Origin of the sequence: Sphingobacterium sp. PCS056 (assembly GCF_023273895.1) — a bacterium.
Taxonomy (GTDB): Bacteria; Bacteroidota; Bacteroidia; order Sphingobacteriales; family Sphingobacteriaceae; genus Sphingobacterium.
In genome coordinates, this window is sequence record NZ_CP096883.1 from 2,337,578 (window position 1) to 2,362,726 (window position 25,149).

19 protein-coding genes and 2 tRNA genes are annotated in these 25,149 nt (G+C 37.9%); 11 read left to right on the plus strand and 10 right to left on the minus strand.

Translation table 11 applies throughout. From position 1 onward, the window contains the following. Positions 1 to 18 precede the first annotated feature (18 nt). Positions 19 to 822 (plus strand): DUF2490 domain-containing protein, encoded by an 804-nt coding sequence (locus MUB18_RS09735; RefSeq protein WP_248755758.1) that lies wholly within the window; start codon positions 19 to 21, stop codon positions 820 to 822. Here the strand turns inward: MUB18_RS09735 and MUB18_RS09740 are convergent. The 7 genes from MUB18_RS09740 to rplS all read right to left on the minus strand — a co-directional run bounded on the left by MUB18_RS09740 (position 819) and on the right by rplS (position 9,559). After that, positions 819 to 1,706 (minus strand): helix-turn-helix domain-containing protein, encoded by an 888-nt coding sequence (locus MUB18_RS09740; RefSeq protein ID WP_094771390.1) that lies wholly within the window; start codon positions 1,704 to 1,706, stop codon positions 819 to 821. The genes MUB18_RS09735 and MUB18_RS09740 overlap by 4 nt on opposite strands. A gap of 207 nt (positions 1,707 to 1,913) precedes the next feature. After that, positions 1,914 to 2,699, minus strand: coding sequence for an META domain-containing protein (locus tag MUB18_RS09745; RefSeq protein ID WP_045755012.1), 786 nt, complete (start codon positions 2,697 to 2,699; stop codon positions 1,914 to 1,916). 131 nt (positions 2,700 to 2,830) lie between these two features. Beyond that, positions 2,831 to 4,642 (minus strand): membrane protein insertase YidC, encoded by a 1,812-nt coding sequence (gene yidC, locus MUB18_RS09750; RefSeq protein WP_045755011.1) that lies wholly within the window; start codon positions 4,640 to 4,642, stop codon positions 2,831 to 2,833. 15 nt (positions 4,643 to 4,657) lie between these two features. Then, on the minus strand, positions 4,658 to 6,292 hold the full coding sequence (locus MUB18_RS09755; protein ID WP_045755010.1) for a CTP synthase: 1,635 nt from the start codon (positions 6,290 to 6,292) through the stop codon (positions 4,658 to 4,660). A 163-nt stretch (positions 6,293 to 6,455) separates the two neighbouring features. Further along, positions 6,456 to 7,580, minus strand: a complete 1,125-nt coding sequence (locus MUB18_RS09760; RefSeq protein ID WP_248755759.1) for an acyltransferase family protein — start codon at positions 7,578 to 7,580, stop codon at positions 6,456 to 6,458. A 230-nt stretch (positions 7,581 to 7,810) separates the two neighbouring features. Continuing rightward, positions 7,811 to 8,875, minus strand: coding sequence for a carbohydrate-binding family 9-like protein (locus MUB18_RS09765; RefSeq protein WP_248755760.1), 1,065 nt, complete (start codon positions 8,873 to 8,875; stop codon positions 7,811 to 7,813). A gap of 336 nt (positions 8,876 to 9,211) precedes the next feature. Continuing rightward, positions 9,212 to 9,559: a 50S ribosomal protein L19 gene (rplS, locus tag MUB18_RS09770; RefSeq protein WP_094771394.1), complete on the minus strand. Its 348-nt coding sequence runs from the start codon at positions 9,557 to 9,559 to the stop codon at positions 9,212 to 9,214. A 340-nt stretch (positions 9,560 to 9,899) separates the two neighbouring features. Here rplS and MUB18_RS09775 point away from each other — a divergent pair. Further along, a tRNA-Pro gene (locus MUB18_RS09775) sits at positions 9,900 to 9,973 on the plus strand. 131 nt (positions 9,974 to 10,104) lie between these two features. On the opposite strand, the gene MUB18_RS21975 is transcribed toward MUB18_RS09775, so the two are convergent. Then, entirely contained in the window at positions 10,105 to 10,236 is a 132-nt protein-coding gene (locus MUB18_RS21975; RefSeq protein ID WP_411028114.1) for a transposase, read from the minus strand. A 474-nt stretch (positions 10,237 to 10,710) separates the two neighbouring features. Between MUB18_RS21975 and MUB18_RS09780 the strand changes: the two genes are divergently transcribed. The 7 genes from MUB18_RS09780 (at position 10,711) to MUB18_RS09810 (ending at position 20,215) form a co-directional block, all read left to right on the plus strand. Then, positions 10,711 to 13,872: a SusC/RagA family TonB-linked outer membrane protein gene (locus tag MUB18_RS09780; RefSeq protein WP_248755761.1), complete on the plus strand. Its 3,162-nt coding sequence runs from the start codon at positions 10,711 to 10,713 to the stop codon at positions 13,870 to 13,872. A gap of 45 nt (positions 13,873 to 13,917) precedes the next feature. Then, positions 13,918 to 15,393: a RagB/SusD family nutrient uptake outer membrane protein gene (locus MUB18_RS09785; protein WP_248755762.1), complete on the plus strand. Its 1,476-nt coding sequence runs from the start codon at positions 13,918 to 13,920 to the stop codon at positions 15,391 to 15,393. Positions 15,394 to 15,416: 23 nt separating this feature from the next. Continuing rightward, positions 15,417 to 16,571 (plus strand): DUF4859 domain-containing protein, encoded by a 1,155-nt coding sequence (locus MUB18_RS09790; protein ID WP_248755763.1) that lies wholly within the window; start codon positions 15,417 to 15,419, stop codon positions 16,569 to 16,571. A 3-nt stretch (positions 16,572 to 16,574) separates the two neighbouring features. Then, a complete protein-coding gene (locus MUB18_RS09795; RefSeq protein ID WP_248755764.1) occupies positions 16,575 to 17,543 on the plus strand; it encodes a DUF5007 domain-containing protein in 969 nt (322 codons plus the stop codon). Between the two features lie 104 nt (positions 17,544 to 17,647). Further along, positions 17,648 to 19,426, plus strand: a complete 1,779-nt coding sequence (locus MUB18_RS09800; protein WP_248755765.1) for a DUF4859 domain-containing protein — start codon at positions 17,648 to 17,650, stop codon at positions 19,424 to 19,426. Positions 19,427 to 19,638: 212 nt separating this feature from the next. Continuing rightward, positions 19,639 to 19,712: transfer RNA gene (locus MUB18_RS09805), tRNA-Pro, on the plus strand. 137 nt (positions 19,713 to 19,849) lie between these two features. After that, complete coding sequence (locus tag MUB18_RS09810; protein ID WP_248755766.1) at positions 19,850 to 20,215, plus strand: hypothetical protein; 366 nt, start codon at positions 19,850 to 19,852, stop codon at positions 20,213 to 20,215. Between the two features lie 3 nt (positions 20,216 to 20,218). On the opposite strand, the gene MUB18_RS09815 is transcribed toward MUB18_RS09810, so the two are convergent. Continuing rightward, positions 20,219 to 21,778 carry a Fic family protein gene (locus tag MUB18_RS09815; protein ID WP_248755767.1) on the minus strand — a complete coding sequence of 520 codons (1,560 nt, stop codon included), beginning with the start codon at positions 21,776 to 21,778 and terminating at the stop codon, positions 20,219 to 20,221. A 485-nt stretch (positions 21,779 to 22,263) separates the two neighbouring features. Between MUB18_RS09815 and MUB18_RS09820 the strand changes: the two genes are divergently transcribed. Together MUB18_RS09820 and MUB18_RS09825 are read left to right on the plus strand one after the other, a co-directional pair. After that, on the plus strand, positions 22,264 to 22,659 hold the full coding sequence (locus MUB18_RS09820; RefSeq protein WP_248755768.1) for a hypothetical protein: 396 nt from the start codon (positions 22,264 to 22,266) through the stop codon (positions 22,657 to 22,659). A 33-nt stretch (positions 22,660 to 22,692) separates the two neighbouring features. Continuing rightward, complete coding sequence (locus MUB18_RS09825; RefSeq protein ID WP_045753512.1) at positions 22,693 to 22,905, plus strand: hypothetical protein; 213 nt, start codon at positions 22,693 to 22,695, stop codon at positions 22,903 to 22,905. Between the two features lie 53 nt (positions 22,906 to 22,958). Here MUB18_RS09825 and MUB18_RS09830 read toward each other — a convergent pair whose 3' ends face one another. Then, positions 22,959 to 25,070 carry a nitrite/sulfite reductase gene (locus MUB18_RS09830; RefSeq protein ID WP_248755769.1) on the minus strand — a complete coding sequence of 704 codons (2,112 nt, stop codon included), beginning with the start codon at positions 25,068 to 25,070 and terminating at the stop codon, positions 22,959 to 22,961. Between the last annotated feature and the right edge of the window lie 79 nt (positions 25,071 to 25,149).

Consider the following 25,149-nt stretch of genomic DNA (forward strand, 5'->3'; position numbering starts at 1 on the left):
AAATAAAACTATTTATCGATGAAAAAAACGCTTTATAAAATATTATCCTTACTCTTCCTTGTTATCAGTCCATTTTTATTACTTCATGCTCAGATTAGTCCTCCTGGATTGGGAAAAGCAAAAACGGCCTCCTGGTCTGCCATTGGTCTTAAAAGGCAACTGGATAGTACTGGTACGAAAGAAGCTTTGACTTACCTCGGCCTAGGAACCAAAAGTACACCTGATGATTCCAATCCTTTTCATAAACAAGCTATTTTTGTCCTCAATCATGAGGTATATCACAAGTTTGCTAAGAACCAGCAATATAGTTATGCGTTGAGCTATCGTCGTCAGAATGTATATGATGCAGATGCTCCTTATCATGGTGAAGGGGTCGAGCAGGAGTTTCGCTTGTATGGCCGCTATGCTTATACGTTCAGATTCGGTGAGCGCTGGAAATGGAAAAATACAGTTAGACAGGAATTTCGTAAATTTTTTACTGCGGATTTTAAGAAAGCAGAGGAGAATTTTCAATTGCGAACTAGACTTAAAACACAGGTGAATCTGAAGCTTTCGGATAAGAATAAACAGGAACTTGCGTTTAGTGCTGAGGGCTTGTTTGCGGTAAGTAAAATGTATGAGCCGAAAGATGAATGGTCAAAATTTGCTTATAAGGAATCGCGTTTGGCTTTATATTACATGACGGATATTCCGAATACTCCTTTGCACCTGGATGTAGGGTATATGAATGATTTAATTAAAGGCTATCGTCAAGCAGACTTTGGTGTTCATTATCTCGCTGTTGATCTGATCTGGAACCTTCCTTATAAAAAGAAACACTAATCGGATAGAAATTTATGTTTTCGATAATCACTGGGTGAATAACCGGTGACTTTCTTGAATAAACGGGTAAAGTAGGAGGGTGATTTATATTTCATTTCAAATGCAATGCCTGCAATATCCCTGGTAGCATCCTGTAGTAATATCTGGCTATGTAGGATACTGATTTCATTGATCCATTGTTTAGGAGGTTTATTGGTTGCTTCTTTCACACATTTGTTAAGGTAGTTTTCCGATATGTGCAATAAGTTGGCATAAAATAAAACATTCTTATGATCGGTGTGAAATTTCTGTACGAATTCTCTAAATCGAAATGCAATATCCAATTGTCTACTCATCGGTGCTTTTACTTCATAATCGGTTTTAATTATTTTTAACAAGACACATTGTAGCATCGATACACAGATTTCCATGACCTTTCCTTCGGTAAAAAGTTCTTCCTCTAAGAGTTCAAGCATTTTTTGGATCCATACAGAAACATGTTCTGAAAGAGGAGTAAAGGGATGTGAATTAAAAAATCGGATATCATTGATGCCTAATTCAATATCTGTCACGATTTCATTTTCATAAACGATAAAAAAACCTTCGGCGTCATCAGAGATCGCTAACGTAGCGGTAATATTTCCTTGTTTTACATTAATCACCTGATTTTCTGCTAATGTATAGGATCCTGACTCGAGATGTTGTGTCAAGGTTCCTTTGGTTACAAAAATTAAAAAATTGAAGGTGGTACGGTATGGGATAACGGGCATGAGAATACTCCGTAGGTAATTTTCGATACGGTAGACTTGTATTTTGCTTTCATTGAAGAGGTTATGTTCGGTTACATCAGGCAAAAAAAGCTTTTTGTATTCGTAATTGTTGATAATCTTAATCGACGATTTCATAGTGCTATTTCTGTAAAAAACCTTTTCATATGATGTTCATGAAAGAGATGGTGTATGTACAAATATACGATTTAGCGACCTAATTTACAGTGTAATCGTATCGATAAAATTTGTTTTAGTTTGAAGTGCTACGATATAATGGAGATAAAAAAAGCTCCAAATACTTGGAGCTTTTTTCTGTTTATTGTTTTTATTTGAGTTGATATTTTATTTTTTTTGAAAACGCATCATCGCAATATCCCCCATGATCAAAGTCAATGTAGTTCCATTGACATCGAATGAAGTGATTTTGCCTAGTGTGCTGAAATAAACGCTTTCTCCAGAGCCCTCACATGCCATTTTAGTCGATGCTAATGGACCAAAACTAATGTGATTATTTTCGGTTTTAAATGTACCATTGTAATTATTGCAGCTACTATTTCCTGATACTTTCTTTGTACTTAGATCAAATGTGATCGTAGGTTTTTCATTTGGATATAAACCCTGGAATGCAATACGTGGTCCAGAGATATAATCCAGTTCCCAAGTCCCAGCTAATGCTTGTTCGCCTTTTTCAGGTTTGATAAGTGTAAATTTAGCTAAGGTCTTACTACCTTTATTCAGACTCAATATTTCTCCAGCAATGGTGTAGCTATCTACAGCAATAATAGCTTTGGATAAGGATTGTTCGATATCAAATTCCGGACAAGCCATCATGGTAGAGATACCTTGTTCGAATTTAATTTTATTTTTTCCTACGCTATTTACTACTCCACCTAGCGTATTACAACCTGCATTGGCAGCATATCTGTTATCTTCAAATTGTAAGTAGGGAACGCGACCATTTACTTTTGCGGGTACTGTCTTGCCATCTACTTCGATTAATTGCCACTTGTTTCCTTTTAGCTGTATCACCTCTGCTGATGTTTCTTTATTCGTATTATTCTTGTAAATGGAACAACTGCTTAATCCCACGATCAACGTCGCCATGATTAAAATCTGATTGAATTTCATCTTTTATCTTTTTTGATATGTTTGTTTAACAATAGTTAGAACGTTTGGTTTGAACTTATGCTACATTTCATACGAAAAAAGAGGAAACCTATTCAGGTTTCCTCTTTCAATCAGCGATATAAAGTTCGCTATTATTTTTTATTTTGTTGTGCTTGACGCATCGCTTCTTCCATTCTTGATTGGAATGACGATTTTTTTTGCACTTTAGGATTCTTTTTATTGTCTTCTAATTTAGCTAAGATCTTATCATCATTAACCATTGAACGGATGATCAATTGTGTTAAGAAAGTAAGGATCGCACTCAAGAAGTAGTAATAGTTTAAACCTGCAGGGAAACTATTCAAAACGAAGAAGAAAATTAACGGCATAATATAACCGATATATTTCATCTGTCCTGTAGCACCTGAAGTTGCATTGTTATACCAAGTCGTCAATAGTGTAGTTAAGGTCATCAATACACACATTAAAGATACGTGATTCACGCCAAAAATTGGTGAGAATGAGAATAAGGTATCGTATGTCGACATGTCTTTCATAAACAGGAAGCTTTCTCCTCTCAGTTCGAATAAATTCGGGAAGAAGTAGAAAAAGGCAATTGTAAACGGCATCTGTAATACCAATGGAAGACAACCTCCTAATGGATTTACACCAGCTGTTTTATACAATTTCATTTGCTCCTGCTGTAGTAATACGGCATTGTCTTCACCGACCTTAGCTTTGATTTCATCCAATTGTGGTTTCAACACACGCATCTTTGCCATGGATAGGTAAGATTTGTATGTCAATGGTGATAAGACCAGTTTTAACAATAATGTCAGTACTAGGATCACGATACCATAGCTCAGGTGGAAATTGTCCAAGAAATCAAATACAGGTACAGTAATGAATTGGTTGATCCAGCGCATCGGTCCCCATCCCATATTGATGATCTTGTGAAAATCATGTCCCTCTGCTTTCAATGTTTTATATTGATTAGGGCCGAAAAAGAAATTTAACGAATAACTATTATCTTTTTGGGTTGCATAATCAAGGCGTGCTGTTGCGCTATAAAGTTTAACAACGTCGGCTTCGATTGTCGTTTTTACATTTACATCTGCTGTAGAGAAGCCTGTTTTGCTGGAAAGGATGTTGGAGAAATAGTGTTGCTTGAATGCAATCCATTCTACTTTTTCTTTAAGCTCTTTTTCTTCGTCTTTTGCTTCTGATAAATGATCTACATTACCTGCTTCTTTAAAATAGATGGTAGATTTTTGACGTTCAGAATCGATATTTTGTTCTTTCTGTAACAAAATTGTCTCCCAATCTAAAGCAATCGTTTTTTGATCGATCTTGTTTTGAATACCTTTTGTGTTGATATCAAGACCTAGGTTGTAACCATTACCTTTTATCGTATATATATATTCAATATACTGATCAGCTCCATAAGCCAATTGTAATTTAATCGATTTTGAATCTTCACCTGAAACTTTTACATCAGCATCTTCTGATGTGAAAAATAAATCATTGGTATTGATGTTCTCACCAGCGACATTGAATTTTAATCCAAATCTATTGTGGTCACCTTCGAATAATACTAATGGCTTGCCATTAAAATTTGTTTCACCTTTGAGTTGTACAGATTTTACACGACCACCTTTCGAACTTATTTTGGCGATGATTTTATCATTTTCTACGGTAATGATTTTTTCAGTTCCAACTTTTGTTGCTCCAAAAGGAAGTTTCAATGCTGCAGAATCAAGAGGTTTGGCCGCTTGTGCTGCTAGTTGTTGTGTATTCGCTTTTGTCGAGTCTGCCAAAGGCGCTAAACCTTTTTTAACGCGTGCTAACGAATCTTGTAGAACTTGTTCTTTCTTTATTTCTACTTCGGACGGTTTCATCAAATAAAATGAACCGGCTATGATTCCGAACATCAGAAGTAAACCAATAAGGGTATTTCTATCCATTTTTTTAAATTAAACTTACTTAATTGTTTCCTGCTTTTGTATCTTATTTTTCTTATTTGACAAAGCAGCGGCTACAAAGCTAACAAAAAGTGGGTGAGGATTTGCAACAGTTGACTTTAATTCTGGATGAAATTGTCCTGCCACGAAAAAAGGATGGTTTTTCAGCTCTACAATCTCCACTAAACCTGAAGTTGGATTGATACCTGAAGTAATCATACCTGCTGCCTCATATTGCTCCAAATAGTCATTATTGAATTCATAACGGTGACGGTGGCGCTCTGAAATTCTTGTTTTGCCATAAATGGCATATGCTTTTGTTCCTTTTTTGATATCACAGTCATAAGCACCCAAGCGCATGGTACCGCCCATGTTGGTGATATTTTTTTGATCTTCCATCAAATTGATTACTGGATGTGGTGTATCTGGATTCATTTCTGTGCTATTTGCATCTTTTAAACCCAATACATTACGACCAAATTCAATAACTGAACATTGCATACCTAGACATATACCAAAGAAAGGAATATTGTTTTCACGAATATATTTGATAGCCGCTAATTTTCCTTCTAATCCGCGTTCTCCAAAACCTGGAGCAACGAGTACACCATCCATTTCTTTCAATTTATCCTGAACATTCTCATCATTCACACTTTCTGCTGCAATGTATTTTAATTTTACTTTACATTCATTGGATGCACCTGCGTGAATAAAACTTTCAACGATAGATTTGTATGCGTCTGGTAACTCCACATATTTACCCACCAAACCGATGTTTACTTCATTTGTCGGATTTTTTAATTTACCTAAGAAAGCCTTCCAGCTATCTAAATCAGGTTCATTTTTGTTCGAAAGTTTCAATTTAGCAAGAACGGTCTTGTCCAATTGCTCTTTCAACATATTTAAAGGAACGTCATAAATAGTTGGTGCATCAATAGATTCAACGACAGCATTGATGTTGACATTGCAAAACAAAGCTAATTTTTTGCGAATCTCTTGTGTCAATTTATGTTCTGTACGACATACTAAAATATCGGGTTGGATACCGTATTCTAATAATGTTTTAACGGAGTGTTGTGTTGGTTTTGTTTTTAACTCACCGGCTGCAGCTAAGTAGGGTACTAATGTTAAGTGTATAACAACAGAATCATGTGTGCCCAATTCCCATCTCAACTGACGAACAGCCTCGATGAATGGTAAAGATTCGATATCCCCTACAGTACCACCTAATTCTGTAATAACAATATCGTAATTTCCTGTTTCACCCAATAAACGCATGCGGTTTTTGATCTCATCTGTAATATGGGGAACAACTTGTACTGTTTTTCCTAAATATTCACCTGCACGTTCTTTTTGGATTACAGATTGATAAATACGGCCTGTAGTCACGTTATTGGCTTGTGAGGTAGGGACATTTAAGAAGCGTTCGTAATAACCTAAATCAAGATCTGTTTCAGCACCATCTTCCGTTACGTAACACTCACCATGTTCATATGGATTTAATGTTCCTGGATCAATGTTAATGTAAGGGTCAAATTTTTGAATCGTAACCTTGTAGCCACGTGCTTGGAGAAGTTTAGCAAGAGAGGATGCAATAATACCCTTCCCTAACGACGAAGTAACGCCGCCCGTAACAAAAATATATTTAGTCATATCAATAATGGATTTCAAAATATAAGGCCTAAAATGGCCTAAATATCTGCTTTATGTACGGGATACAAAGATAAGAATATTTGTGGAAGACAACGTTTTTTTTGTCTTTAATTTTTAAAAATTACTTTTTCTTATCATGCCACTGTTGGATTTATACTTTCTTCTAGTTTAATTTTGATCTGAATTTCATGAAAAAGTCCTCGAAATATTTTTTCGATAGATGTGCTGTAAGAAAGGTTCCTGTTATCACCAAAGCATAGAAAATTAGGAAGCTGAGTTGTGAATCGAGTGCCAATAGGTACTTTTTTCCTAAGTGAATAACGGCAAATATCACGATCATATGATACATGTAGATCCCATAGGATATTTTCCCACCATAATCTAGAAATCGACTGCTAAATAAAGATGTTGTGTTTAATTTTACTCCAATATATAGGATAAGGTGAAGAAAGAGGGCATTAAGAATGATATAAGAAAAGACCCAATGCTCAAAAATATCGTATCCAATTAATGCCGTACAGGTATTTCTGAAAAAGAAATATACAAAAAGCAAGGCAAATAAAAGATAATTGACCAGGGCATACTTTTGATACCATGCTTGCAAGTTTAGGGTCGTACGGTATAAGAAATAAGCCCCAAGAGCCCCTATTGCCATAGATTCGAAGGCAAAAGTTTTAATGAGGTGTATGATTAATGGGTCGGTAATGATGTTGTTGAAACAAAGAACCAATAATAGGATCTTGATTAGAAATACGCTTATAATTAAAGCGAGCTTATTATTGATCCATTTAAATAAGGGAGCCCATATCATATAAAACCATTCTTCAACACCGATGGACCATAGAGGTTCCAATAGGTGCGAACCATATTTAAAGGTAACGAGACTGGGTAAAAATAGAATAAACAACAACCAAACTTGTCCTAGGGTATAGGGGAATGCATAGTTGATATGTAAGAACTGAAATAGAAAGGGAAAGATAACGATGCCTATGACAACCAATAAAAAATATAAGGGCCAAATGCGGATCACTCTTTTGAGGTAGAAATTTTTAATAGATATCGTGTTTTTATGATCTTTTTCTTTTAGCAACAAATAACTGATCAAGAAACCACTCAATACGAAGAAAAATTTGACAGCTGTGGTTCCATTTTGAAAAAAACTGAAATGTTCATAGCTAATGAAATCATTTTTTGCACGAATCACTTCTCCATGGTGAAAGATGACAAGCAGTGCTGCAAAAAAACGGAACGCATTTAGATTTGGAAAAAAAGATATATTCTTATACATTGTTGCCGTAAAAATAGTAATATTAGTTTATTTTCAGGTGTTATTTTTGTTCTTACAAATGGGCCTAACAGCCTTTTAAACACGATGTATTTGAGCCGATACGAGTATTCGGCTCAAACTAATAAGGTATGAACAGCATATTTTTTAGGATTGGGACACCCTTGAACCGTTGAAGGTACACTTTCGTATTTCTAAAGTATACTAGTAAAGATCAAAATTACCTCGGCTATCTAAGGATACCTGAATTTTTTTGAATGTTTGTCCATAATTTTCATACTATAGCTCTGCTTATCTTTATTTATATCCAAAGTGACTTGAAAATCTTTTAAAGCAGGTAATAGGTATTGATTATACAGCGAAAGTGTAGTCAATTGATCACTATAGCGACGATTTTCTTTTTTAAACAATTGTTGTAAATAATGGATATTCCAAGCTAATTTGGTGACAGCGTAACTATCTGGAAGTGCTGGTTCTTGCTCTTGAGATTGTTCTACAAATTGTAGATATCCCCATCTCTCAGGATAGTGCATATTAATTAAACCGATGGGTGACCATACCCAATTGTCTTCTGGAAGGATTTTATTGTTTTCTTTTTTTCGACTATAACGGTTATTGTTGATGTCATGTTGCCACTGCACGCGCGAAAAGTTGCATAACCAATAATCATCTTTTTTTGGCATCGGAGAGTTTCCGAAGGCGTAGAGTGACTGATGTGGAATGGCAAATTCAACGGACCAGAAAGAATCGATATCGTGTGGATTGTTGAGCGAGCCATGGATATGTACGGCTGATTTTAGGTTTTTTACGTCCCAGTGTGTGATGGCTTGTCCGCCGAAGCGATAAGGTTTTGGTAGCATCAGATCAAAGATCGTATTTAGGGGATTGACTTCTATTTCATAATATTCCGCCTGTTTAAGGTTTGGTTTTAAAAATATTTCAAAGTCATTGTTGAGATAAATAATCTCGTCGTGCTGATCAATATCTCCCCAGATATGTGGCTCATATAATTTTGCATACACATATAGATAAGTGGAGTCCCAAAGCATTTTTACTTCGGTTTTATAGGAAGGTTTTTTAAAGTCACCGCCTTGTATATCTTCAAAATTGTTGATGGTCTTTGCTTTTGTCCAACTTTTTTCATCGTCTTTACCATCAATTGTTAGAGATTCGGTCGTTTTGAGGACTGCATAAGTTTTCGGAATAGATTGTAACGCTAAAAAATCTTGAATAGCGTTTTGAGCATAACTGTTATAAAAACAGCATAAGAATAGGAGACTGAAAATAGATTTGTTCATAATATACTTTTCTGTCCATAAGATAAACTAAAAAGATTTAGCATGAAAATGATTTTTGACATGTAAAGAAAATGTTGCTCATATTTAATGAGCTGCGGTAGTTTAGAGCTTGAATTGATTGGGGTTGAGACAGCGGGTTATACCATCCAAAAAAATAGGTAGACCAGTGGTCGAATGATACCTGATCATGTTTTTTAACCAAAAATGTCTTAGATTGAGTTGAAATAGGAGAAGCTAGAACCTCAGGTGTTACGATGTAAAAGTAGGAAGGGAAGAAAATAAAAAAAGGCATTTGAATTAATTCCAATGCCTTTTTTTATACTTGCGTAGTCGTGATTAGATTCTTTTAGATTTAATACGAGCAGCTTTACCAGTAAGACCACGTAAATAAAATAATTTAGCGCGACGTACTTTACCGTAGCTGTTTACTACAATTTTTTCAATGTTTGGCGAATTTATAGGGAAGATACGTTCCACACCAATGCCATTTGAAATTTTGCGTACAGTGAAAGTTGAATTAACACCTTCGCTGTTCAATTGGATAACCACACCTTGGTAAATTTGGATACGCTCTTTATTTCCCTCGCGAATTTTATAATGAACGCTTATGGTGTCTCCTGCTTTAAATGCGGGAACTTCATTTTTGATTACCGCTTGTTCTTCTACAAATTTTACTAAATCCATGATTTTGAGTAATTAAATACGATTATTAGCCTGTAAAAATCGGAATGCAATATTACAGCTTTTTTTTTACTTTAAGAAATACTTTTTTCAAAAAGATGTAAGCTGCCTTAGTTTGTTGCAAAGATAGAAAAACCCTTTTAATATTTAGACCCCTAGGCTTGGATATATGATAAAAAGTTTTGCACATCCTGATTTTGATCTTTCCACATTTTATTAAATGTGGATATGATATTTTATTTCTCAATAAATCAGCTCTTTAATGAGGGAAGTGAAAAATAGTGTTGATACATTGAAAAATCGCTGTATATTTGCATCACAATAAAAAAAGGTGATACCTTTTCGGGGTGTAGCGTAGCCCGGTATCGCGCCTCGTTTGGGACGAGGAGGTCGTAGGTTCGAATCCTGCCACCCCGACAAAAGCCACTGATTATCAGTGGCTTTTTCTTTTTTAGACATTTTTCGGACAAACTTAATTGTTTTGGGGCAGTTTCAAAAGCTGTTGACCAAGCAAATAATCTAGTAATTCTGAACATCAATAATTCATGTCACCCCCTTCTATAAATAGGCTTCTTGAGATTTTTTATTCTTGCATGGAAAGATTCAACAGATGCATGTCCGATTTTGTTGTCGAAGTAGTTCCGTATGTTCTTGTGGTGTAATGGTATTGTGCTTGCCAAAGCGTTAAGGATTTAAAGCCTGCCTTTTCTACTTTTTTGATCCATCGTGATAATCGGATAAATCTGTGCTTCTTGTCCGTGGTTGTGCTGAATATCCAGGAAAGCTCCTGAGAATGCCTATATGTTTTTTTAATATTTAGATGATCGTTCCAGCAGCATCGTTACCCTTTTTCCGCTGTTATACTGTCCACCCCTAAGAGCAATGATTATCCCCCCCCAGCTTTCTGATAAAAAAGTATCAATACTAACACTTTCTCCTATTTCTGTTAAAATATGAGCATGAGTTGGTAAAATTCGATGGAAATACTGTCTGTCCAAACACTAATTTTGGTCTATCAGAGTACAACTAATCAATTTAAGAAATACTATAATCGGCCTGATAGATTGGTATTTATATCGTGCTGTCCGTACAAAATAGATGAAGTGACTGAACCTATGAAGAGCTGAATTACACCTGTTTAATAAATTATGAATATGTATGAAAATCCACCAAAAAAAAACCTATTTGGTATTTTAGTATTGTTGCTATTATTGTGCCAGCAGCTCAATGCGCAACAACAAAGAACGATAACTGGAATCGTTAAAGATGAAAAGGGAAAACCTTTGTCTGATCTGAGTATTGTGGAAAAAGGAATGGGAAATGCCTCCAAATCTGATGCTGATGGTAAGTTTTCCATGAAGCTCAAATCGGCAAATCCGACCTTGGTATTTAGCTATGTTGGCTATCTTAAGCAGGAGAAGCTACTAAGTGCTGGTGAAAATACGCTGCGGATCACGATGCAAGAAGATGGTACTGGGCTAGATGAAGTAGTTGTGATGGGGTATCAGGATGTGCAGCGTCGAAAGACAACCGGAGCGATCGCTACGGTAAAAGGTAAAGATTTTGAAAATACTCCTTATGCAACTTTTGACGCTATGTTACAGGGGCGTGTAGCTGGATTGACGGTATTGAGCACATCGGGCGAGCCAGGAACCAATAACATCGTTAATATACGCGGAACGAGTAACTTGGGATTGGCGGATAATGTCTTGCAGGCACCTTTATATGTGATTGATAATATCATCTACGATGTTAGTGATATTCAAGCAGCATATGGTAATACAAGTCCTTTGCAGGCTATAAACCCCAACGATATTGAGTCGGTCGATATATTAAAAGATGCATCTGCTTCGGCTATCTATGGTGCACGTGCTGCAAATGGAGTCATCATCATTAAAACCAAACGTCCAGCGCATGGTAAGCCTGAGATACGTATCTCTGCATACAACGGCGTTTCAAATCGCCCGGCGATGAAACCGATTACCGTAGGAGCTGCGGAAAGAAGAATGAAGATGAACTTACTGTATAATGGAGGAGCGTATGACTGGTTCAACAACGGATCGATTAGCCAGATGTTGACCGATAGTTTGAATCCTTCCTTTAATAATAATGTCGATTGGCAGGGACTTTTTCTGCAGTCTGCCAATATCAATAATGTGAATATGAGCATTGGCGCGACCATGGAGAAATTTATGTACCGTTTCTCTGCACAACGGTATTATGAGCAAGGGGTGATGATGGGATTTGAAAATGAGAACTTAACTCCTCGCTTGATGTTACAGGCCAATCCGACAGATAACTTCCAATTTGAGACCAATTTATTTGCAGGTTTTACAAAAGCTAAACACGGTTCTGGCGATGATCAGAAATACCCGTTCAGTACTTGGGGATTTCCTTCTTCTTTCTATGAAATTACCGATGTTGAAGAACGGATTTATACTGGTCGTTATGATGGAATGATGGATCGCGACAACTCCTTCAGCCTGAATGGTAACTTTGCGGCTACACTTAAAAAATTTCTGATCAATGGGCTTACTTTGCGGTCGCAATTTTCATTCAACGTAAATAACAATACACGCGATCTTTTTCGTCCCAAACTTCTGACGGGAAACCGCAACTTTGCTCAAAATTGGGTTAATCAAAATAAACGATGGGAGTGGGAGACTTATTTCAACTACATCAAAAGTATTCGGAATATTCATAACCTAAGTGCAGTTTTAGGGACTGGTATCGAGCGTAATACTTCCAACAATAATTATATGTATGGATATAGTGATAATGGGGATTATGTGAAGACAGTTACCGGAATTCCTCCAGGATCCGATCTTTATGCGGTAACATCCATCAGTGAACGATCAAGGGTATCATTTTTCGGGCGCTTTGGATATGACTATAAGGATAAATACTTGGTTTCGGCAAGTTACCGTATGGATGCTTCCTCACGCTACAGTAAGGACAATCGGTGGGGTATTTTTCCTTCGATCTCGGCAGGATGGGTACTTTCGGAAGAGCCATTTTTTCAGGAAGTAAAAAATGTGGTGTCATTTTTTAAATTGCGAGGTAGTTATGGGTTGACTGGGCGCGATCCAGGATCGGTATATGCACGTTATAATACGTTGACATTTGATGCCTCCTACAATGGTTCGGTACTGGACAATGGTATCGAAGGTTCGTTATTGTCTTATAATGGTGTGCGAACCACCTATCCCAACTACGGTTCACCAGCGACGTCTGCTACTATTAAATGGGAACGGTCACCACAGCTAAACATTGGTTTTGACATGAATCTATTGCACGATCGGCTGACCGTGACATCTGATTTTTATATACGTGACTCAAAGGATCTGGTCTATGACCTGATGATGCCGATTACATCAGGCTATAGTAGTATCTCGAACAATTTTATTAGTGTCAGAAACAGTGGTGTCGAACTAACGCTTGTATCCCGCAATATGGCACCTGGATCGGCATTCCAGTGGACTACAAACTTCAATATTGCCTATAACAAAAATTACGTGACCAGCTTGCCTGATGGTGGAAAGGAAATACAGGTGGGCCCACCCTGGATGCAACGTGCATTGAATGTTGGCCAGCCTATTTTTCCGTTCAAGGTCTGGGATGTCGATGGAGTATATGCGACTAATGCTGAGGTACCTATAGATCCCCTGACCGGAAGAAGAATTTATCATTTCAATCAAAGTGTTCCTTATCAAGCTGGAGACCCTAGACGTAGGGATGTCAACGGTGACTATGTGATTGATTATAATGATAAGATTGACATGGGAAATCCCAATCCTGATCTTGTGGGTGGATTTATTAACCAGTTTTCTTATAAAAACTTTAGCCTATCTACGCTGATAAGTTTTGTTGTTGGACGTTCTTTATGGAATGGTTATTTATCCGATAAGTTGCAGGATGCAGGATCTTCGTCTTTATATAATACATGGGGAACTAATTCTGCGATTGCTGGGGATTTCAAATCTAGTGATTTTTGGATGAAAGAGGGTGACCAGACCAAGTTTCCGAATTTGTTTCGCAACACGGTGGACAACTGGCATATTGCCAACAGTACTTTTGTAGAAAATGCCAGCTTTGTGCGTTTGAAAAATATACAACTGAGCTATACGTTTCCACAGGCAATGATCCAGAAACTTAAATTGAAAATGCTCCGCATCTATGGCGTGGTCGATAATGTGGCAATTAAGTCGTGGTCCTCAGTACCTGATCCTGAAGCTGTACAAGCCAATGGTTATTCAACAGGTAATGGCTATCCGATCCCAAAAAAATGGACGATAGGTTTAGATGTAACGTTTTAATCGTAGTCAACTCCGTCTGACCGATGGAAATAAAATTATTTACAGATGAAAAGAAAAATATTGTTTTTGATGCTGACTTCACTGTTGTATGTGGCATCCAGTTGCTCTAAGTTTTTGGATATTGAGCCTATCAGCTCTGCTACAGATGAAAACTTTTGGAAGACGCAGGCCGATGCCAACGATGCAACGGCATCGATATATGCACTTTTGCGTAAGGCACTAAATCAGGCGAGTGGAACAGCCTTTTATGCATATGGTGATCTATTGACTGACGAATTTACCTCTTCTTCGGATCAGGATTTTGCTCCGATTATCAATATGCAGCTGAATACGCCTGTGCCAGCGGGTGAATCCTTTAGGCCTATGTATCCACTACGTCGTTATGACATCTTCTATCAGGTGATCGATCAGGCTAACCGAGTGATCCAGAAACTCCCTGAGATGGATGAAAGCTTGTTTGATGACTTATCAGTACGTGATTATTATATCGGTGAAGCGTATTTTATGCGCGCATTTGCTTATTTCTATATGGCAAGAGTATGGGGAACTGTCCCTATTATAACAGAGTCCGTGGCGCCAATCAATGCAGTCAACCTTGCCGTGAGTCGAGAAAGTGACGTGTTGGACCAGAGCCAAGCAGATCTGACCAAGGCTTTGACCTTGCTTAAATGGGAGAATATTGATAAGAATGATTTTGCGGTACGTGGCAGTATGGGAGCTGCGCTTGCACTGCAGGCACATCTAAGTGCCTGGAGAGGAGAATATCCCGACTGTATCAAAGCTGCAGAATCCGTATTGGAAAGTGGTCTCTATTCTTTTGTGGGTAGAGACAGCATCGGGTACCGGAGCATTTATCAGGGGAAATCTAATGAAGGAATTTTTGAAATCTCACAAAATGGAGTAAATGAGGGTTCGAGAAACGGAATAGGTTATTACACCTTGGCAGGACCTTACTATCGTATCCTGACCGATCCATTCTTTAGAATCAGTCAGGATTATATTAAAAATCTATTCAAAGACACCAAAGACAAGCGTTTTAAAAGTGTATTTGATGTGGAATATAATAGCAACTACGCACTTTGTACCAAATATGCAAACGTCAGATATTCCAGTACCACTTCCAATGCTAATGCCGTATTTAAAAATAACATGGTGATCTTTCGGTATTCGGATATCAAATTATTGCTGGCCGAGGCTATGGCGGCCATCGGTAATAATGGTGCTGCGGAGACCATCTTGAATGAAATCCGTACACAAGCAGGATTGTCTGCTTACGACAAGGACGAACCACTAATTCAGGCGATCTTTAATGAGCGTGCACGCGAACTATTTTTAGAAGGGCACCGCTATTACGATTTGGTGCGACTATATAAGCATTTTGGTGTGTTTAAATTTCCAGAAGGCAAAATGAACCAATCGCAATTTAATGCAAAAAAATATTTTTGGCCCTTTGATCAAAGCTTGTTAGACGCTAATCCTATGCTTAATCAGACGCCATTCTGGGGAATGGTAAATATGTAATCCACTATCTAAACTTGAAATAAATGAAAACCTTATATCAATTAGCCCTACTGCTGTTCTTTGGCCTGACCATGGTCGCCTGTAAAAAGGCAGCGTACCTTACGGATGACGGGATCCATGTAGCTGAAGTGAATTTGTCTACTTATGACTACCTCGCAGCACATCCCAACGGGATGTTTGACACCTTGCTTTTGGTTATTGACCATTTTAAAATGAAAGATGAGATTAACCAGGCGAAAACATTTTGGGCACCATCGGATTATTCTGTCAATCGGTATTACAAACAAAAGGCAGACTCTGTGAAGTTTGTGGATGAAAATGCACAATATTCTTTTACCCAATTTTTAAATGAAATTCCTGTTGATTCAGTCCGAGCTTACATCTATAATGATGCAGCCTATAATCTTGAGACAGCAACGACGAGTTACAAGGGGATTAGTAATTCGGGTAATTTTAATGGTTTTGTTTATCATAAACAAAAGCAAGGCAAAGCTGCCTGGTCTTCGCAGCCTGTCTATTACTTGTACTACGTTAAAGTACGGGGCGAGGCAGATCAGATTGGACCTGATGGTACCGTCACGGTCAAAGAAGATGATCAGTCAGATGTGCGTGTACGCTGTCAGACCACCGGTATCAGGACATCCTCAGGTACCATGCTCAACGTATTGGCTAATACCCACACTTTTATTGGTGATTTTGTGCCACGTCTACTTACAGGTCCCAAGATTGTGGAAAATGAGGCTGAAATTACGTTTGATTATGATTTGACTATCAAATATGATGCAGTCAGTTATACAGGAACTGCCGTGGATCTGTTATTGCCGCGTCTGGCCCGTTTTTACGGGATTCAAGCGAATCAGATTTCATCACTTGTGGGCAAAGATATCACTTACTATGCTGTTGAACCCAATGGTACATTAAATCCGAATAGTACCGCGAATGCACCGGGAAATTGGTTTGATTCAAAAGGTCAAACCTGCTTTTGGGGTACGGATGCACGAGTGGTCTCGGAGTTGGCTACTACGGCTGCAACAGGTGTCATGACCTTTAATATCCTGCAATATCCAGGACAAGCTGCCGTGGGTACAACCTATACCATAAAACAAGCGCTCGTGTATAAATCGAAATCAAAAGGCGACCTGAAAGCTGTTTTTGTTTTCCACATTAAGATCAAATAAATTATGAAAAAACGAAGTTTTATACTAGGCATAGCCAGTTTATCCATTTTTGTGTTTCAAGCTTGCAAGAGCGATCAAATTGGTTATTTGAGTGAAAATATGCGCTACAATGTGGCTAATTTACAGGTGAACCAAGGGATGGTTGTGTATACACAGTCTTTGATCGCAAATGGAAGTACAACTCCCTTGACAGTTAATTTACTGAACGTAAGAAATAAAGAAACAGGCGAATTGACAACCGAATTTTTTAAAGAACATGAGATTTCTACTTATTTGTCAGAAATCACGTGGCGAGATACGACGCTCGATCAACTGAACGCCAAGATTGGTAAAGCCAAATATGCAGCGATGACACTCAATACCATTGGGGGAAGGGTTGGTTTTTCGCCAGCCACACAATTTGTTAAACCTGGACAATACAGCATTGATGTGGAGGTAAGTAATATTGCAGGAAGTAGAACATTTAAAAATATCCTCGATTTTAATGTCATAGGAGCAAAAAAAGACTCGGTATTTTTTAAATCTTGTACGAGTTCGGATTATGGTGCGGAAGCCAACTTCTTACCTTATACAGATTATGAAATAACTATTGAACATCAACCTGAAGGGGGAAATAAGATTGTGTACATATGGGAAGATAAAAATGGGAAACCTTTTAATCCAAAAAAAGGAGAGGTCATTAAACGTGGTGACAGACCAACCTTCAAAAATTGGTCTCCTTATTATCCCGAACAAGTCAGCGATACAGCCTTGGTATATCGTTACCCAGACGTTTCGGGTCTAGTGTACCCCATTATGAATGGTACTTACGTTGGTTCAGAATATTGGTCTGGAGACCCAATTTCTTATTATCGAGTGATTGGTACTGCCACTAGTCTGGGGCGTAACCTTAACCCAGTATCCACTATCAAATTTTATAGAAGTGGTACTTACATTGTTCGGTTCAGGTTTTTAACGGTGACGCATAGTTGATCTCTAATTTATTAATAGCACAAATTATGAAAAGTATATTGTATAAAATCTTGATGCTGTTTATTGTTTCTTTTTTGCTGATTTCACAGGGGTGTAGCAAAAAGATGAATAACCTCAATGAAGAATTGCCTATCCAACCTACGGAGCCTTCTGTTGACAATAATGATTCGTTGAAGATCTATAAACCGAAGGAGTTTGCCGGCATGGATTATAACAATAAGGATAGTAAATGGGCGTATGCGCGAAGTCGTCAGTCGGAGCATTTTATCGTCTTTTGGGGGGCAAGCTATGGGAAAAATGATCCGAATGCCAGTGCTGTTCCCGAAGTGTATCGGGTCGATATAGATGATCTTCTTGCCAAAGCTGAACAGTTTTACCAATTGAATATCACAACCCTAAAATTTGCCGAACGTAAAATGAATCGGTCTAATCTAGATAAATATAAGATGATGATTTTTGTTCATTATACGACCGATTGGATGGCTTATGGAGGTGGTTATGACGATACAATTGGCGCATTATGGATCAATCCAGCGACCTGTAAACCAGTGGGGGCTGTTATTGCACATGAAATTGGCCATAGTTTTCAATATCAGGTGTTTGCAGACCTGAAAGGAGGACATGGTTTTCGATATGGCTTTGGTGGCAAAAATGGTAACGGATTTTGGGAGCAGACGGCACAATGGCAGGCTTATCAAACCTATCCAGATCAGGCTTTTTCAGGACATGATTTTACGGTCTATACCGAAAACTATTATCGTCATATTCATCATGAAAAGTATCGTTATGCTAGCTATTTTATCCATTGGTATTGGGCTAATAAGCATGGAATAGATATGATTGGTCGGATTTGGCGCGAGGCTTTAAAACCAGAAGATCCGGTTCAGGCCTATATGCGTATAACAGGTATTAACGTGAATCAGTTCAACAGTGAAATTTATGAAGCTGCTACCCGTTTTGTGACCTGGGATCTAAATAGTATCAGGGAGTATGGGAAAAATTATATTGGTAAACTGACTACAAAATTTACAAGACAGTCCAATGGAAGTCTTCGCGTTACTTATGATCGTTGTCCAGGTACAACCGGTTACAATGTGATTCCTTTGGATCTACCAGCTGCCGGCACTAAGGTGACGACATCTTTTAAAGGATTGACCAACGTCCCAGGATTTAATACCGTAGATCCTACTCGTGCGGGCTGGAGATATGGTTATGTTGCTTTACTCAAAGATGGTACTCGGGTGTATGGTGAGATGGCACAGGGTGCTGATAATGAGGTGTCGTTTACTGTTCCTGTAAATTGTTCTAACTTGTGGTTTGTCGTTACAGGTGCCCCAACAGTTTACGAGCCACATGCTTGGGATGATGTAGATACCAATGATGAGCAGTGGCCCTATGAGGTCAAATTTACCAATACAACTGCAATAGGATATAATGATGTGATTAGTCAGCCGAAAGATATTACTTTTAATTATGATGTTAGTTTTGCTGCTGATGCGGCCTTATACTCCGGTACAAAAGTAAACGTTAATGCAACTCAACTCGGTGAGGCTTTTGCTATACCTTCAGCAGATCTAGCGGATTTGATGACCAGTGGAAAAATAAAATTTTATGCTGTGGAGTCGAATGGAAGTTTAAATCCAAATAATACGGCCACGGGCTACGGTCATTGGTTTACTGAGAAAGGTAATGTAACCCAATGGGGAGCTGCTTCAGCATTCTTTTCCGAATTTAATGCAGGTACAATCGGATTTTCAATAGGACAGTATCCAGGGGCTTTGACCGCTGGACAAAAATATACTTTCAAGCAAGCCATGGTGTATAATTATAATGGAACAAAGACAGTTCAAGCAACTTTTGTATTTACCCTCAATATCAAATAGCTCTGTTTTTAGTGATAATAACTTGGTTAAGTTTATTTTGTGAAATCATGTTCGTACAGTAAACAATAGTAAAACGCTCCACACCTGTAATAATTTTACAGGGTGGGGCGTTTTTTTAGCCGATTATATGATGAATTTATTTAGGAGCATTTTACTTGCAAAAAATGAGTGAAAATATTATCTTTGCCTTTGTTAAAAAGGTGATACTTTTTCGGGGTGTAGCGTAGCCCGGTATCGCGCCACATTTGGGATGTGGAGGTCGTAGGTTCGAATCCTGCCACCCCGACTAAAACGACAAATGGTGCCATTGGAAGACAAATGGTGCCATTTTTCATTTTAATCCCTTTTTTATTGCTATTACAAGGCTTTCTATAAAAATTCCCTTTAATTAAAGGTCTGATACCTGCTGCTAAAATCTCTACATTGATACAGGGCATATTTGTGGTATCTGTATCTGATAATTTCGATGAACGAATAGATAAAAAGATTTTCCATGCAGAAATTGTGGTGGACAATGATAAGGTTGCTGCTGAAGCCAAAGCCTACAAAAAGATACCCGAAATTTTATCCTTTGTAGATAGCCATGGAGAAGATAAGATGAAACAGGAAATTGAAGCTAACTACAGGCAAATTAAATTGGATATTGTCGATGTCATTGAAAGTGAACTGGAACGTATTAAGAATGATTCGGATTTACAGCATTTGGTACAGAGTTACAAAGCAAAAAGTATTGGCGGTATTGTCAATCCTTTTTGCTTTCAACATGATTATTTAACTTCGATGGATTAAAGGTTATGCCGGCAATTCAGCTACAGCTTTTCCTTTCATTCCCTCATTAACCAGATAACCAACAAAAGCAGCAAAAGGAGCAATATCCTGATCTACGCTTGCTTTTTCAAGCGCTTGCATATATTCATCTCTTCTTTCCACGGGTATCACTGTCCAAGGATAACCTCCAGAAGCCAACATGGCATTCATTAAGAACCTTCCTATACGTCCGTTACCGTCCATGTAAGGGTGAATGAATACAAATATAAAATGTCCTAAAACAGTCCTAACAGAAGCTTCTGGTTCTTCTTCGAGCATTTCAAACAATATAGGCATAGCATCTCTCATAGCGTCTACGCTAAGTGGAACATGCTTGGAATTACCTATATATACCTGATGGTTACGATAACCGGCAAGATCTGATGCTTTCAGTATTCTAGCAGTTACGCTTGGGTCAAACAGCTCTCTATACCATTTTGAATGATCCATATCTGCTTGTATACCGGCATTTTTCCCTTGTAAAACAGCTCTTATACTTTCTTTTACAGACAGGAAAGCTTGATAATAGCCCCTGGCGGCCATCGCATCACGTTGCTTTCGGTCTTCCTCATTTTCTTTGGCATTCCATTCGCCTGAACTTACCTTAGCAATAAGCTCGGGCGTTACTCGGTAACGCTCAATGGATAGTGAGTGGTAAGCATCTGTCAAATATATATCGTCTATATTTTTAATATACAAATCATGATTGGCTGGAATGCCGGGTGAAGCAGGAAAGTTTTTGATCACAACTTCACGCATTTGTGTCCACATCAGGCGTATACGGTTTGCGTAGGGTGAACGTTCACGGGTGGACAACTTTAGGTCCAGTTTGCTTTCAAAAGGGTCTTCTTCACGGATATCATAGTCTGCCTGCTTAAAAGTGTCTATAATTTGATCGGCTATCTTGTCCCTGTCAATATTACGGAAAGCGCCGGCAAGGCGTCCGGCTAAAGTAGTATGTCCGTTCTCTAGAAGTACTGGTAAAAGCTCCGAAGCATCGCGTATCAGCGACAATACTGTACGTGCATCAATAGCATTACGGGTATAGGTGCTGGCAGAACTGTATATTAATGCCGACTGTAGATTGTACATCCGGATACCGTTTGGAGTTACCATAAGCTGATCTGCAGATGGCAGTTCTCCACGCATATTGAACAATGAAGTATTATGTGGCAACGGCGTAGGATTGTTGTTTCCTTGTGGCGAACGAACAAGCAATTGCTGTGGTACCGACTGATTGGCCGCATGTAGCAATAGTGATTGATCGGCAGACAGGCACCAATTATCACCATACTTTCTTTCTAGAAATACAGCAACAAAATTCCAATAAGAGCTATACCAGGCTGTTGTCTCACCATCCTTTTCCTCCGGACTAGTGGTGATATACCATCCTTTAGCTACCTCTCGTATAAAACCATTTTTGGAAAGTATCTCACGGTATTTCCGGTTCGGCATATCATCGGTATGAATGCCTACAATCCCCTTTTCCTGTAGTTCTTGCAAGAATTTTAGGGCTTCTACAAATCTTTCACGTGGTGTTGCCATAACCTTATAAATTTATTAAACACTACTGTGTTATTTTTATTAAAAACAGATGTGATAAATTTAGTAAATATTGTTGTGGTAATTATATTAAACCGTGTTATTTTTTAAATTAATACAGAGCTTTCGTAAACTTTACAATTCTGTAAAACTCATACTAAATGGAGGCATTTGAGCAACACCCGGAGAAGTTATGAAAGCCAGAGCACCGCCTTTACGGAGCATGTCCGTTCCCTTTGAAAAAAAATAGTTGTGAACACTGCGGACAGCTTTCGCTCTTGCAAGATCTTTCCCCTAGAATAGGAAAGGTCAAATACTGTAGTATCACCAAATGGAATATTGCTGGTAACCACATCGTAGCTTCCCTTTTCTTTTTGAGGTATCTCTTCAAATCCACATACACGGATCTGAAGTTCTTTTTCGAACGCTCCGCCTAAATCTCTTTTCTAAATCGGTGTGGATTAATTGAAAAAAACAATAAACAAACGATGGGTGATAAGAAAAAAACATTAAATGAGGTTACAGCAGGGGATCTTTCTGAGATTTTTGAAAATTTAAGAAAAGATGGATTTATATTCCGCGCAGATTTTTCGCAAATTTCGAAACATCTGTTAAAGGGATGTTTATCGATAAATCTATTTTCAGAAGACTTCCAAACGCTGGTTATTTCATATCTCGAACATATAGAATTTGATAAAAAAAGGGAAGATAAATTCGAAGATGAAATTTTCAAAGATTTTCGGAATGAGGAAAGAAAAAGAATATTGGCCGCAATTGAGAATGAAAAAGATTTTCATAAATACATCTGTAAGAACTATTTTGATTTAAAAAGAGAGCCCAAAGAGGAGCTGCTTGAAGCTTTTAATAAGTCGAGTAATCTGTAAGAAATAGACGAAACATTAGAAAAAATCCAAAAAATGATGGATGATATTTCGAAGAGGAATGATTCGGCAGAGCTTCAAGAGAAAAAACCAATTCTATATTACTATCAGGAACATAATGAAAAAGCAAAGAATGAGATCCTTACTTTTTTAAAGAACGTGTCACGTCCTGATATTACGGTGTTATATATCCGTTACATATTTCCCGTATTATATTTCCGTGATCGATCCATGATGTTATCAATTTAATGTTGTATGCGGCAGAGATCTCAACAATATATTATTCTATAATTGTAGCTTGGTTAAGTGCTCTGAAGCTGTGACTCACGGTAAGCAATTGCTCTTGTATAAAAGTCCTCTACGATATTATAATAAGTATCTGCAAATTCAGAAGAGGATCCGTTTGTATTAATCTGGAATACAAGATCATGAAAAGAGCCGTCCCATTCAAACTCCTTACTTTCAATAAATGTAGGATCAAAGTTTTTTATCACACTGATGTGCGTATTGCAAGGCTTTTCTTTGGTTAATAATAACGCTTTCCCAGTATTTAATAGGGCAGTATAGCAATAATAAATACCTTCGACCCATTCTCTTTGGTTTATAGCCTCTTTAGCCCGATTTAAGGTTTCACGTACTTCTTCAAATACAACACCCACCATATCCATCATCGGAACGGCGCATTCACCAATACCAATTTTAGTTTCGTAAATTTTTTCATTTCCCCAATCCATTAAATGGAATTGGTTAACTTCTTTCAGCTCGCCAAGAGGTTTTAAAAGAGTGTAAAAATGGTTCTTTCCCATTCGATTGTAATAATCGTTAAAGTTTTCATCGTCCTTCATGTTTTCCTGATAATTATTCAGTAGAGATCTTACAGCATCTGGAATACATTTGGATGGAAGTTTAATTATTTTTTCCGCGATGGCACCATTTCCGCTGCTATCCAGGCCTCCGCCTAACAATACCTGCATGGCAGGTAGGATATATTGGCCGATCTTCATGGACATTCCGTGAAAACCGATTGATGCGATTGCATGATGTGCGCAACCGTTCATACAGCCAGAGATCTTTACTTTGATTTCCTTCTCAAAAACAATATCACCATATTCTTTTGTCAGCACTTTCTCAAGTTCCTCTGCCAATCCCACTGAACTTGCAATTCCGAGATTACAGGTATCCGTTCCCGGACATGCGGTAACATCATATAGAGTATCAAAACCAGGTTCGGCTAAATTTATTGTATCCAGCGCAATAAACAACGATTTTAAAGCCTCGGGTTTTACATATTTTAATAAAATACCTTGATTAACTGTAATGCGCATGTCCGCAGAGGCATGATCACGTGCTATTTTAGCCAGTTTCCGTGCATTTTCGGCATTGATATTACCTGAAGGAAGTTTAATCTGTACAGCACAATAACCTTTTTGTTTCTGTTCATATTGGTTGAGTCTTAACCAACGTTCATATTTTTGAAAATTTACAGGATCTTCAGAGCTCCATGCGGATCGTTCGGGAATCTCAGATGCGGTATAATCGTTCAGGTCAATAGGGAATGTTTTAACAGACAAAGATTCCCATTCGGTTTGAACCAGTTCAAGGAATGGGTCTATACCCATATCCTGGATCAAGTATTTTAGTCTTGCTTTATGCCTTTTGGCACGTTCACCATATCGGTCAAAAATTCGTAAACAGGCTTCTGTGATAGGAATAATCCTATCTTCTTCCATGAAATCCGTTATTCTATGTGCCATGAAAGGCTGTGCACCCAATCCACCCGCAAGTACAACACGGAAACCACGAACCAACTTTCCATTAATTTCCTTTTGTCTTGGAATAAAACCCAGATCATGGATAAAAGTAAATGCTGAATCTCGGTCAGAAGAAGAGAAGGCAATCTTGAACTTTCTTCCCAAATTCTGACATACAGGATTACGGAGGAAATAGTTGAATACAGCATTCGCATAAGGAGAAACGTCAAAGAGTTCTTCAGGATCGATGCCGGCATAAGGTGAAGCCGTTAAATTACGGATGGTATTTCCACATGCTTCTCTTAAAGTAATACCTTTTTCCTCAAGCTTTGCCCAAAGTTGAGGGGCACTGCTTAGATGTACATAGTGAAGCTGAATGTCCTGTCGTGTAGTAGCATGTAAATTACCACTTCCATAAGCTTCTGATATATCAGCTATCCGTTCAAGTTGTTCAGGTGTAACGCGACCAAATGGCAGCTTGATGCGGATCATGTTGACACCATCCTGTCGCTGTCCATAAATTCCTCGGGCAAGTCTAAATGCCCGAAAACTTTCATCATTGATTTCTCCTTTTTTAAAGAGCTTGATCTTTTGATCAAGTTCTAATATGTCACGTAATGCTTTTTTATCAATATCTTCTGAAATTTCTAGGCTACTATTCATCGTTTATAAGTGTTTGTTATTTCAAAAATAAGTTCTTATAATCCTGATCCGTAGTAATTAATGTGGATTAAATAGTATT